This window comes from Brevundimonas sp. (assembly GCF_036659295.1).
Classification (GTDB): domain Bacteria; phylum Pseudomonadota; class Alphaproteobacteria; order Caulobacterales; family Caulobacteraceae; genus Brevundimonas.
This window is the reverse complement of record NZ_JAVXCU010000068.1, coordinates 1-12,566: the sequence shown is the minus strand read 5'-3', so window position 1 is coordinate 12,566 and position 12,566 is coordinate 1. Positions and strand designations below refer to the sequence as shown.

Below are 12,566 nucleotides of genomic sequence, written 5' to 3'. Positions count from 1 at the left end.
CTTTCGATGGCCGTGCTGTCCATGGCCATGGCACCGGCGGCACGCGAGTACATGCGCGGCGACGGTTGCGGCACATAGCCACCGCTTTCCGTCAGGTTGCGGATGCTACCCAGCGGCTTGCCCAGTGCCTCTGCATACAGAACGGCCTTGGCTTGCAGGGCCTGAACCGCCAGACGACGGGCCTGGTTTTCAGCTGCGCTCGGGTCCTTCAGACCAAAGGTGATGCCGTCGATCTGGTTGACGCCAGCGGCCACCACCGCATCGGCGGTCTGACCGACCTTGGTCAGGTCATTGATGATGACCGTCACGCGGTTGGAGGCCTGATAGCCACGCAGCTTGGGCGATTCATTTTCTTTGTAATCATACTGCGCCGACAGGTTCAGACCCAAGGTCTGTACCTCGCGCTCGCTGATGCCTGCGCGGCGCAGGGCGGCAATGACCTGATTCATCTGGCGGGCATTGGCCTGCATGGCTTCTTGTGCCGTTGCCGCCTCGGTCACGACACCAAAGGAAATGGTGGCCTGATCGGGCGCGACATTGACCTTACCGGTCGCCGACAGGTTGAGGGACGGTTGTTGGTTCACAGCGGCGACTCCCGAAACAGTCTGGGCTTGGGCGGCAACAGGAAGAGCGGCCACAGGCGCGGCCATAGCCACCATGGCAGAACCGATCATCAGCGCACGCGAAAAGCGGGTCATAGGGAGTGTCTCCACAAGAGTTTATAAGCCAACAGGGCCATGACCAGCCTTTTGGCATGACCCGTATGAACAAAGATGAACGTGTTTCTGTCAGGCTTTGTTCACCCGTCCGTCCATTTACCGCCCAGATTGTTGACCTGATCCCTCTTCTCAGTGGCCGCGACTGCTGCTAGGCACAGCCTCCTGCTTCGGGGGCCTGTAGCTCAATGGTTAGAGCCGACCGCTCATAACGGTCTGGTTGGGGGTTCGAGTCCCTCCACGCCTACCAACATTGTCGAGACCACTTAGAACTGGCTCAAAACCAGCTAAGAGTGGCTCACGCCGTCAGCATAAGCAGCTACGCTGCGAATGGCGAAGACGCTCCGCTTACCGAGATGGCGATATCTTCGGGCTTTTTGCAGCCAGCGCCTGAGCTTGGCGCAAAAGCGATCCAGCCGCCGCTCGCCACCGTCCGCTACATACTCAAAAAGAGCCGTTCACGCGGCTTACCCCCTAGGCACGACCGACCCAACAACACCAGCCGCCTACGCATTCAGTAAAAAAATCAATCAACAACAATAAAACAAACAACCAATAATATGGTCCATAGACCATATTATTTAAACAAAATTCAATATACCTTATATCGAAAAATTAATTCTGTGACTCCTTGAGCGAGTCTTGCGAAAATACTCCCGTTATGAATTCGGATCATTGATCCGAGCTCTGACGCTTTCAGACCCGAAACCGTCCGAACAACAGAGGAGCGCGCGCAATGAAACCGCCATAAACACTATAATTTTCAGAGTTGTATGCCAAATACAACTCGAGCCCCAGGCTATGCCAAGGGCTCGGTCGGGAAGCCTTCCGGCTCCATTCGTTGTCGAGACGATGGATGGATGTTCTCCCTGATCGAGCAGTAAGTCAACACGTTTCCATAGAGAAGCGTGACGATCTCAGCTGGCCTGAATCCAACTCGTCGTTAATCAAGGAGAATTCAGATGGGCCACGTCCGTCATCGATCCCTGCTGCCTGTAGGGCAGCCCCTCACCGTAGAAGCCGTCGTCCGTTCCGCAGGCGTAAAGGACACTACACCCTTGTCCTGGGAGAGCCTTTCCGCGTCGGCCACTCTGGTGACCACCCCATGCGGAGCTCCTATCCGCACCATCGTCACTGGGCGCAGAGTCATCACGACGGGCGTCTATGCCAGCCGCAAAGCCGGTCGACCTTTGCCCTACGAGAGCATGAACGAGCTCGCCTTCTTCATGCACTGCGAGGTCGATACTGAAGTGGTTGATTATCGCGCCCAGCCGTTCCGGCTTGAGTTCGTGATCGACGGGCGCAAACGCACCTACATCGTAGACTGTGTGCGGCTGATGGCCGATGGCGGCATCGAAGTGGTCGAGGTGAAATCCAACTCTCGCGCACTTCAGGATCAGGACTATGCGGAGAAGCTCCAGGCCGTGCGGGCGATCTGCCAGCAGGTCGGCTGGTGCTTTCGTCTGGTGTTTATGAAGGCACTGATGAAGCGGACTTCGTTCCATCGCAATGTCACGGACATCCAGTCTCGGCGTATGACGGATTACACGAGCGCTGACGTGTTCCAAGTTGTGGAGATCTTGGGGCGCTCGGGTGACGCCGCTCTTGGTGAGCTCGTCCAGCACCTTGGCATACGCGCGCTGGGGTTAGCCAAGCTGCAGGCCATGATGGTGGGACGCATCGTGCACATCGACCTGACTCAGCCGATTGGCGATGCGAGTCGCGTCGCCCTCGTCCCCAACCAAAGGGGGGCCTGATATGAGCCTTATGCAACTTAGATCGGGCGACATCTGGGAGATTGATGGCGAGCGCCACTATCTGGATCATATTCTGGACGGCGGGTTTCTCGTCTTGCGAAATGTCCAAACCGGTCAGCCATATCAGCGCCTGACAGATGCGGGCGAATTCGCCTTCCCCACAAGGCAGTGGCTGGAGGATGAGTTCGCGGCCGGTGCCGTAAGAAGAGTTGAGGTTGTTCCAACCTCCAAAGCGCCTTTGTTACGCGAGGCGGACGCCGAACTTATCCAGGAAAAGGATCCACGCGCGATTGTCAGGCAAGTCGTACTGAGATCGCTAGATCGAATGGGTGACTTTTCTCGAAGCGACGCCAGCCTCCGAAAGGCGCTAGGGCTCATTTGGGAAGCCAAGCCACGACAGTTGGCTCATCATCGTCGCACTTGCCGTAGATGTCAGCGAGTTCCGGGCAGTCTGTCAAACAATCGATCAGGGACCGGGTACCGACCGTTAGTTAAAGTATAGAGTGTCAATAGTCGGACATAGATTAGACCGCGTCCCTTATCGAGCGTGGCCGCAATCTCCCAATCCACATATTTCCGTCCCCATGTTGCCCGCACCGTCGAACACAAAAGTGCACGAGCTTCCTGTGTATCTGCTTGCGTCTGTGCAGCTGAGTTTTGCGCGTGCGCTGGCTCTTCAAGACCGTTGATGTCCCGCAATCAGAAGGTTGGCCGTTCGTAGAGCGAAAAGCCCACCGACAGCGAGGTAGGCCTTGAAGCTTGGTCGAATCAAGCGACCCGCGCTAAGCGGCTCAGAGTATTGCAGAGTAAAAACGCCTATGATCGACGTCTCACATGAAGCGCCTCCGCTTCCCCTTAATCTAACGCGCATACTTCTGTTACTGCCGCTCCTATCAGTTAGCGGCTTCGTTGCCCTGATGATGTTTCTCTTGTCTATCTTCGACCGATGGGGGCTGACTGGGATTCAACTGATCACCATGGCTGATATCGCGGCTCCCAGCGTCGTGCTTGGCTTCATCGTTGCCACGCTACTGTGCGCGCCAGTCCTGCTGGCGTACCCACTCGGCTGGCTCTATTGCGATAAGCCACGCCGTTTCGTGACCATCATGCTTTGGGTTGTTGTAGTCGACGGCATTCTCCTGTGGCTAGCCAATCCGCTCGGTCTTCGCCTCATCCTCGCCTTCATCGCCACGATTGCAGCAGTCCGGATCATTCTCGACGCCCGCATCGCCCAGCCCAATTCCCGGATGCTTAGAGCGGCATTGCCGATCATCCCGGCGCTCCCCGTCGCGTTTTGGGTCGTCGGGTCCATCGGCGCGTTCCACGATCAAGTTGCCGAGGTAGGTTTCGTGCGCACGCTTACCATAGCCAAAAAAGACGGCGCGCCTTGCGACGGCGATATACTCTGGCTTGGCGAACGTGCAATGGTCGTCCGCTGCGCCGTCGATCGTGATATTCGGGTCATGACCACCAGAGAGGGCCTACATTTGATCCCGCGGGACTGATGCAAGAACAAGAAAGTATCTCATGCGAGGAGCGGCCCGAATTTACACTTCCGGCAGAAAGGCTGCCTGATATGCGGCCTTTGGATCGCGTACCAATGACCACTTTTGACGCATCAGGGCCTTACCCCGCGCAAGCGTACGGAATGCGATTGAGGCACCGTTAGGTGGTCTACTAAGTGGTGTTAGGAAAAATCGCACAGCATTTCAGGCAACGGTTGAGCCACTCTTAGGTGGTCTCGACAAACATTCTGAAAATCATCTTGTTTTCATGAATGTTGGATGCCCCGCCCGCCTTGCATCCAATTTCGCATTTCTTGAGTACAGATGTTATCTGGCCGATCGACACATATGTCGGCACCAGAGGGGGAATCTGTTTGTCCGCACCATCCGCTACCATCATCGAGGGTCAATTCAGCCCCAAGCTGAAGGCCTATTACTTTCTTCAGGGCGCATGGCCTCTGGTCGTCACCGTTGTCGGTATTCTGCTGCTGCCGCTCTGGGCCATATTCGGGACATGGTGGGCGGGGCGTTATTATGCCTCGCTGAAGATGGAACTGACGGACCGTAGCGTCATCATCTGCAAGGGTGTGTGGTTCCGTCAGGAACTGACCATACCGCTGGACAAGATTCAGGACATTTCCGTACGCGAGGGGCCGCTGTTGTCCATGCTCGGCTTGCTCGGTTTGCGGATTGAAACCGCAGGGCAACGCAATGCTGCTACAGGCTCATCCGAAGCCGATCTGATCGGCCTGATGAATGCGCGTGAAATGCGCGACCGCATTCTGGCTATGCGTGATGCACAGGTGCAAACCTCCGCACATGCCACCAGTCCTGCGGCAAGCTCGCCGGAACTGCTATGTGAAATCCGCGATGTCCTGCTGCGGATCGAAACCAAGCTGGACGCGCGCAAAACGTCCTGATGACTTGATCTGGCGGGCAAGTGCGCTGACATAACGTCCCTGCACTTGCTCCCACCTGATTGAAGTTTCCATGTCCTATATCGCCCGTGATGACCGCCCCGCCGACAAGGCCGAATGCTATGCCGAGGTCGAGGCCGAAATCCTTGCGGTACTGGATGGCGAGCCGAATGTGACGGCGCGCATGGCTACCGTGGCCTCCATGCTGGCCGATGCCTTCCCCGCCTTCTTCTGGACCGGCTTCTATGTGGTCGATCCGGACAAGGAGAGCGAACTGGTGGTCGGCCCCTATCAGGGCACGCTGGGCTGCCTGCGCATCCCGTTTGCACGCGGCGTGTGCGGTGCCGCCGCCCGCGAGCAAAAGACGCAACTGGTCGAGGATGTTCACGTCTTCCCCGGTCACATTGCCTGCGACAGCCGCTCCGAGAGCGAGGTCGTCGTGCCGGTGTTTGATGCCGACAAGAACCTGATCGCCGTGCTGGATGTCGATGCCACCGAAAAGGCCGCGTTCGATGCCGTGGACCAGACCTGCCTTGAACGTCTGATGACCAAGGTCTTTTCCTAATATGCGTATCGGTATCGACTTTGGCGGCACCAAGATCGAGGCGGCAGCCATTGACGATGCAGGCAGCTTTACCGCCCGTATCCGTCGCCCGAACCCCGGCACCTATGACGGCGCAATCCGGCTGGTGGGCGAACTACTGGCCGAGGTCGAACAGATGGCTGGCCCTGCCCGCTCTGTCGGCTTGGCCATCCCCGGATCGCCGTCGCCGCTGACCGGCCTGATCCGCAATGCCAACAGCCAGTACCTGAACGGCCAACCGTTCCAAGCCGACCTGCAACAGCATCTGGGTCGCCCCGTGCGCCTTGCCAATGATGCCAACTGTCTGGCCCTGTCCGAAGCCGTCGATGGCGCGGGTGAAGGCCATGCTTCGGTCTATGCCGTTATCCTCGGCACCGGCTGTGGCGCAGGCTTGGTAATTGACGGCAAACTGGTCGAGGGCCGTCATGGCGTGGCTGCCGAAATGGGTCACAACCCTCTGCCGTGGCCGACACTAGACGAAGTGCCCGGCCCGCAATGCTGGTGCGGTCAGTCGGGGTGTCTTGAGACATGGATTTCCGGCAGCGGTTTTGCCCGCGCCCACAATGCCGCCACCCAGCGTGGCTGGACCTGCGAACAGATCATCGCGGCGGTGCGCTCCGGCGATGCCGACGCGCGACAACAGATGGACCTCCTGCGCGATCGCGTTGCGCGCGCTCTGGCCGCTGTGATCAATCTGGTTGATCCCGAGATCATCGTGCTGGGCGGGGGTCTGTCCAACATTCCCGAGCTTTATGACGGCCTGAACGAAGCCATTGCCGCCCGCGTCTTTTCCGACATCTGGAACGCCGCCGTGGTACCGGCCCGCTGGGGCGACAGTTCGGGCGTGCGCGGGGCCGCTCGCTTGTGGGCTTAAGCGACGTTATGCTCCCTGAAACAAAGCTTCGAGCGAGTCTCCGATGAAAGTCCGCAGCGTCCTCTACCTGCCCGCCAGCAACCCGCGCGCCATTGAAAAGGCCCGCACGCTGGACTGTGACGTCGCGGTACTGGACCTCGAGGACGCCGTAGCCCCCGAGGCCAAGGCCGACGCCCGCAAGGCTGCGATCGAGGCCGCCATCGCCGGTGGCTTTGGCCCCAAACTGGCCGTGCGGATCAATGCGCTGGATACGCCATGGGCCGCCGATGATCTGGACGCCCTGAAAGACGCGCCCGTTGATCTGGTCGTCGCCCCAAAGATCGAGAACGAACAGCAGGTCAAGGCCATCAGCGATGTCCTGCGCCTGAACCAGCGCCTGTGGGCCATGATCGAAACGCCCAAGGCTCTGGTCGACCTGAAAGACATTGCCGAGGCCGGCGGCATCCTTTCGGGCCTGATGCTGGGTGTGAACGATCTGGCCAAGGAAATGAAAACCGGACCGTCGCCGGACCGCGAACCGTTCAAGCCATGGCTGGCCGCCGTGGTCGCCCATGCCCGCGCCAGCAAGCTTCTGGCCATTGACGGCGTCTTCAACCGCATCAAGGACGAAGACGGCTTTGCCGCAGAGGCTGCGCAGGGCCACCTCTACGGGTTTGACGGCAAGAGCCTGATCCACCCGTCACAGATCGCGCCCGCCAATGCCGCCTTTGGCCCCTCCCCCGCCGAGGTCGAATGGGCGCAAAAAGTGGTCGCCGCCTTTGCCGCCACCGAGGCCGAGGGTCTGGGCGTCATCCGTCTGGAAGGCGAGATGGTCGAACGCCTGCATCTGCAACAGGCGCAAAGCCTTCTGGCAGGCCTGTAAACTGCCCACAGCCGATCAGGCCCGCCCCACTGGTTAAGCCCCGCCGCGCCGCCTAGACAAAACCCATGATGGAATCCGCAACGCCCGCTACCGCACAGCCTCTGAAGACTGCCTGGGTCTGTGCGCCGGGTGTGCTGAAGGTGCCGAACCTTGCCGCCTTCCTGCCGGAATATGCGCTGAACCGCCTGCCCTCGGCAGATGTGGATGTGGTCACCGGCTGGGGCCTGAAACCCTCCAGCCGTGCTGGCCGCACATGGGCCAGCCGCAACAAAAAACCCTATGTGGCACTGGAAGACGGTTTCCTGCGCTCGGTCGGCCTTGGCGAGAGCGGTGCCACAAGTCTCAGCGTCGTGGTTGACGACCTTGGCATCTATTATGACGCCACCCGCCCCAGCCGTCTGGAAGCCCTGATCGTCACCGCGCCGCAATGGTGCGACGCCGACATGGCTACCCGCGCTCGCGCCCTGATCGACCGCATGGTCGAGGCGCGCATATCCAAGACCAATATGGGCGTGGCGCTGGACGAAAGTATCCTGGAACCGCGCCGCCGTGTTCTGGTGGTGGACCAGACCTATGGCGATGCCTCAATCGCCTATGGACTAGCTTCGGAAGTCCGCTTTGCCGAGATGCTGGCCGCCGCAAAGGCCGATGAGCCGGACGCCCAGATCATCGTCAAACGCCACCCCGCCGTGGCCGCTGGTCGCAAACAGGGTTGCATCCCGTCCGATCAGCTCTCCGGCGTCACCCTGATCGACACCGATGTACGGCCCGCCGAACTGCTGGATGCCGTCGATGCCGTCTATGTTGTGACCTCGGCTCTGGGCTTCGAGGCCCTGCTACGCGGCAAGGCCGTGCGCTGTTTCGGCGCTCCGTTCTATTCCGGCTGGGGCCTGACCCGCGACACGGTCCTGACCGGCCGCAGAGGCCAGCCCCGCACCGTCGAACAGGTCGTGGCCGCCGCCATGATCCGCTATACCCGCTATGTCGATCCGGTCACCGGCCAGCCTTGCGGGGCCGAACAGGCGCTGGAGCGACTGATCGTCCTGCGTGACCGCGCTGACCGCCTGTCGGGCGATTGGGCGGCTGTCGGTTTTGCCCCCGCCAAACGCCCGCCGGTACGCCGTCTGCTCAACAGTCCCAAGGGACGGGTTCGCTATTTCTGGCGTGCCAAATCCGCCGCCGCCCATGCACGGGTAACCGGTGGCAAGCTGATCTGGTGGTCCGGCAAGGAAAGCCCCGAGATACTGGCCGCCGCCAGTACATTTGATGGCCCCCGCGTTCGCATGGAGGACGGCTTTATCCGCTCGCGTGGTCTGGGCTCGGACTTCTTTGGTGCCCTGTCGGTCGCTCTGGACGATCAGGGCGTCTATTACGATCCGCGCACGCCCAGCCGTCTGGAAACCCTGATCGAGACGGGCGGTCTATCGCCACGCCAGTTGGACCGCGCCCGACACTTGCGCGAAGCCGTGGTCGGTGCGGGCCTGTCAAAGTATAACCTCAAAGGGGCCGCCCTTTCTGACACATGGCCCAAGGGCAAGTCCGTCCTTCTGGTGGTCGGTCAGGTCGAGAACGACAAGTCCATCCTGACGGGATGCGGCGATATCCGCACCAATTCCGCTCTGGTCAAAGCCGCCCGCGCAGACTTCCCTGACGCCTTCCTCGTCTATCGCAACCATCCCGATGTCACGTCCGGCAACCGGATCGGCCTACTGGATGCAGGGGCCATGCATGAAGTCGATGCCGTGGCCGATGACATGGACATCATCGACCTGCTGAATGCCTGTGACCGTCTGGCGACCCTGACCTCGCTGTCGGGCTTCGAGGCCCTGATGCGCGGCAAACCTGTCAGCGTCTATGGCCGCCCCTTCTATGCCGGATGGGGCCTGACCGACGACGAGTTGCCCTTCGAGCGCCGCACGCGACAGATCACGCTGGATGACCTGATCCATGCCGCCCTGATCGACTATCCGGTCTATGTGACACCGGACGGCTGGCCCTGCGAGGCCGAGGATCTGGTGGCGGCCCTGATTGCCGCCCGCGACCACCCCCTGCCCCCGCCGCCGCGCGGACGGATCAGGCGTTGGTGGCGTGGCATAAAGGCCAGTCTCGACCGCAGCCTTCCGTCGTCGTATTGATACCCCCAACAACAATATTATGGACGTCGCTGTCGGACAGAAGTTCGCCCCAAACACCGGACATTAGATCGGTAATAGGTGGCCATTCCGGCCCGCCTTTTCGAGCGAACCGCGCGACCGTGCGTGAGGATCAAAGCAGTGCATAAAGCCGTCATCGCCGCCACCGGCCTCTTCACCCCCGACCAGTCCATTTCCAATGACGAACTGGTTCTGGCCTACAACACCTGGGTCGATGGCTGGAACGCCACCAATGCCGCCGCTATCGAAGCGGGCGAGGTCGAGCCGAAAACGCACTCGTCCAGCGCCTTCATCGAAAAGGCATCGGGCATCAAGAGCCGCTTTGTCATGGACAAGGAAGGCATTCTCGATCCGTCGCGCATGGTTCCGCGCCTTGCGCCCCGCAGCAATGACGAAATCTCGATCCTTGCCGAAATGGCCGTAAAGGCCGCACAGCAAGCCATTGCCGCATGGGGCAAGCCGGTCAGCGAGATCGGCGCGGTCATCTGTGCCGCCTCGAACATGCAGCGCGCCTATCCGGCCATGGCCATCGAGGTGCAACAGGCACTGGGTATTGACGGCTTTGCCTTTGATATGAATGTGGCCTGTTCGTCGGCCACTTTCGGCATCAAGACCGCGGCCGACTTTGTCGCCTCAGGCTCGGTCAAGGCCGTGCTGATGGTGAACCCCGAAATCTGCTCGGCGCACCTGAACTTCAAGGATCGCGACAGCCACTTCATCTTTGGCGACGTGGCTACCGCCGTCATCGTCGAGGCCGAGGATCAGGCTGGCCCCGGTGGCTGGAACATTGTCGGCACCAAGCTGCAAACCCAGTTCTCGAACGCGATCCGCAACAATTTCGGCTTCCTGAACCGCACCCACCTGCCCACTGACACCGCCGAGCCGATCCCGTCGGATGGCCTGACCGACAAGCTGTTCGTCCAGCAGGGTCGCAAGGTGTTCAAGGAAGTGGTGCCCATGGTCTCTGAAATGATCGTCGAGCACGCCGCCGAACTGGGCATCGACCCGACCAGCTACAAGCGTCTGTGGCTGCATCAGGCCAATATCAACATGAACCAGCTGATCGGTAAGCGGGTTCTGGGCCGCGAACCTACACCCGAGGAAAACGTCATCATTCTTGACGACTATGCCAACACATCCTCGGCCGGTTCGATCATTGCCTTCCACCTGCACAATCAGGGCTTTGAAGCTGGGGATAAGGGCCTGATCTGTAGTTTTGGTGCTGGCTATTCCGCCGGTACGGTTGTTCTTGAAAAGCGGGGTTAAACAAAAAGTTGAGCACCAAGCCACAGCGGCGCTTGCACTGTTCTCTTTTTTTTGCAACTCCTATGTAAATTAAATTTATCGGGGTCGGGATCCGGTAATGTCTAAAAAGACAGAACAAAACGCTTCGCCTTGGGCAGAACAACTCGGAGATCCACTGGCGCACGATATCGCGACAGTGCTTCACCGCATGGGTGGCTCTGCCCATCAGGACATGGTGATCAACTGCGTGGCCGCCATGCGCCGCCAGCGCGGTGAATCCGTCACGCAAGACCTGAAGGCACGCATCATCGAGGCCTTCGAGCGTTATCGTGACTTCTTCGTGCGCCCCTTCGGCGAAGGCTCTATGCGCTGGGCCATTGCACCGGACGTGCTTCACGCCACCTGATCTTGAGCCTTACAGCACAACAAAAAGGCCCGCCTCGTTACCGAGGCGGGCCTTTGTCGTATCCGGCCCTAAGACCTAGAAGCGACGGACGTAGGACACCGAATAGACGTCCACTTCACCCGCATCGCTTTCGGTAAAGTCGCGACGTGTCCAGTCACCGCGTACGCCGTTCTGGGCGTCAAAGAAGAAGTTGGCACCGGCACCATAGTTCCAGCTGGCACCGTCCACTTCACGCGAGATACCGCCCAGCTCGCCCTTGATCTTGGACGTGCCGTAACCGCCACGGGCGAACAGCTCGAACTGGTCGGTCACCGGCAAGGTGCCGACAACATAGGCCGCCGCGTCATACTCGTGCTTGATCGAGCCATCGACGCCCGCGATCGAGAAGTCGTCATCCTTCACGCCAAAGGATACTTCGCCTTCAACACCGATATACGGATTGAACTTGGCACCCAGACGGCCCGTCACTGCGCCGAGATCACCATCGGAATGGTCCAGCTGCGAGTAACCCAGAGTACCGTAATAGGTCGGGTTCCATTGAGTAGCCGGAGCAGTTTGAGCAACAGCTGCACCACCGAAAGCAACGGTAGCGACAGCACCAGCAACAATAGCAAACTTACGCATATCAAAATCTCCTAACTATAGTCGAACTCAAAGCGAACACGCCTTGCGTCCCAGCTCGGAATATAAATGGGTGCGATCATTCTACGTTCCATCTCAATTTACACGAACGTCACAAGTGTGCGCTTCAAAACACATACGCAGTTACGCCAATATTGGCAAAAATTGGCATTAAAAAAGGCGACCCGACGGGCCGCCCTTTTCCATCAATACTCTAGAACTGCTTAGCGGTCTTTTTCGCGCGCAATGCCCGACTTGGCCACCAGAGCCGCCTGAGCCGCCGCCAGACGCGCAATCGGCACGCGGTACGGCGAGCAGGACACATAATCCAGACCTACCTCTTCACAGAAGGCGATCGACGACGGATCACCACCGTGTTCGCCACAGATGCCCATCTTCATGCCCGGCTTGGTGGCATGGCCACGCTCTTCGGCAATACGGATCAGATCGCCGACGCCATTCTGGTCGAGGCGCACGAACGGGTCGTTCTCGAAGATACCCTTGTCCAGATAGGCCTGCAGGAAGCGGCCCGAGTCGTCGCGGCTGATGCCGAACGTGGTCTGGGTCAGGTCGTTGGTGCCGAACGAGAAGAACTCGGCATGCTCGGCCAGATCACCGGCCCGCAGCGCCGCACGCGGCAGCTCGACCATGGTGCCGACCAGATAGTCCACACTGTCTCCAGCTTCCTCGAACACAGCCTTGGCGGTGTTGTCGGTCAGTTCGCGCAGGTATTTCATTTCCAGGCCCAGCGCGACCAGCGGGTGCATGATCTCAGGGATCGGTGCCACACCGAGGGTCTTCTTGACCTCCAGAGCAGCCTCCAGCACGGCACGGACCTGCATCTCGTAGATTTCAGGATAGGCCACACCCAGACGGCAGCCACGGTGGCCCAGCATCGGGTTGGTTTCCTGAAGGTCCTTGGCGCGG

General features: G+C 59.7%; 12 protein-coding genes and 1 tRNA gene. 10 read left to right on the top strand and 3 right to left on the bottom strand.

Annotation, left to right across the window (positions count from 1 at the left end):
* A partial coding sequence (locus tag RSB01_RS11110; protein WP_332625482.1) for an SIMPL domain-containing protein occupies positions 1-698 on the bottom strand: 698 nt, incomplete at its 3' end.
* A 192-nt stretch (positions 699-890) separates the two neighbouring features.
* On the opposite strand from RSB01_RS11110, the gene RSB01_RS11105 reads away from it, so the two are divergent.
* The 10 genes from RSB01_RS11105 (at position 891) to RSB01_RS11060 (ending at position 11,018) form a co-directional block, all read left to right on the top strand.
* Positions 891-966: transfer RNA gene (locus tag RSB01_RS11105), tRNA-Ile, on the top strand.
* Between the two features lie 712 nt (positions 967-1,678).
* Positions 1,679-2,473 carry a TnsA endonuclease N-terminal domain-containing protein gene (locus tag RSB01_RS11100; protein WP_332625481.1) on the top strand — a complete coding sequence of 265 codons (795 nt, stop codon included), beginning with the start codon at positions 1,679-1,681 and terminating at the stop codon, positions 2,471-2,473.
* An 818-nt stretch (positions 2,474-3,291) separates the two neighbouring features.
* Positions 3,292-3,978 (top strand): hypothetical protein, encoded by a 687-nt coding sequence (locus tag RSB01_RS11095; protein ID WP_332625480.1) that lies wholly within the window; start codon positions 3,292-3,294, stop codon positions 3,976-3,978.
* Between the two features lie 374 nt (positions 3,979-4,352).
* Positions 4,353-4,898, top strand: coding sequence for a PH domain-containing protein (locus tag RSB01_RS11090; protein WP_332625479.1), 546 nt, complete (start codon positions 4,353-4,355; stop codon positions 4,896-4,898).
* Between the two features lie 70 nt (positions 4,899-4,968).
* Positions 4,969-5,460, top strand: coding sequence for a GAF domain-containing protein (locus tag RSB01_RS11085; RefSeq protein ID WP_332620215.1), 492 nt, complete (start codon positions 4,969-4,971; stop codon positions 5,458-5,460).
* Between the two features lies 1 nt (position 5,461).
* Complete coding sequence (locus tag RSB01_RS11080; protein ID WP_332592242.1) at positions 5,462-6,352, top strand: ROK family protein; 891 nt, start codon at positions 5,462-5,464, stop codon at positions 6,350-6,352.
* A gap of 43 nt (positions 6,353-6,395) precedes the next feature.
* On the top strand, positions 6,396-7,214 hold the full coding sequence (locus RSB01_RS11075; RefSeq protein ID WP_332625477.1) for a CoA ester lyase: 819 nt from the start codon (positions 6,396-6,398) through the stop codon (positions 7,212-7,214).
* Positions 7,215-7,279: 65 nt separating this feature from the next.
* On the top strand, positions 7,280-9,349 hold the full coding sequence (locus RSB01_RS11070; protein WP_332590515.1) for a capsular polysaccharide biosynthesis protein: 2,070 nt from the start codon (positions 7,280-7,282) through the stop codon (positions 9,347-9,349).
* Between the two features lie 138 nt (positions 9,350-9,487).
* On the top strand, positions 9,488-10,633 hold the full coding sequence (locus RSB01_RS11065) for a beta-ketoacyl-ACP synthase III (protein WP_332620086.1): 1,146 nt from the start codon (positions 9,488-9,490) through the stop codon (positions 10,631-10,633).
* Positions 10,634-10,730: 97 nt separating this feature from the next.
* Positions 10,731-11,018: a hypothetical protein gene (locus tag RSB01_RS11060; protein WP_332590517.1), complete on the top strand. Its 288-nt coding sequence runs from the start codon at positions 10,731-10,733 to the stop codon at positions 11,016-11,018.
* Positions 11,019-11,093: 75 nt separating this feature from the next.
* Here RSB01_RS11060 and RSB01_RS11055 read toward each other — a convergent pair whose 3' ends face one another.
* The gene (locus RSB01_RS11055) at positions 11,094-11,642 is read right to left on the bottom strand and encodes a porin family protein (RefSeq protein WP_332590518.1); all 549 of its coding nucleotides are present in this window, start codon (positions 11,640-11,642) and stop codon (positions 11,094-11,096) included.
* A gap of 221 nt (positions 11,643-11,863) precedes the next feature.
* Positions 11,864-12,566 (bottom strand): putative PEP-binding protein (locus tag RSB01_RS11050; protein ID WP_332625475.1); only part of this gene is annotated, 703 nt, incomplete at its 5' end.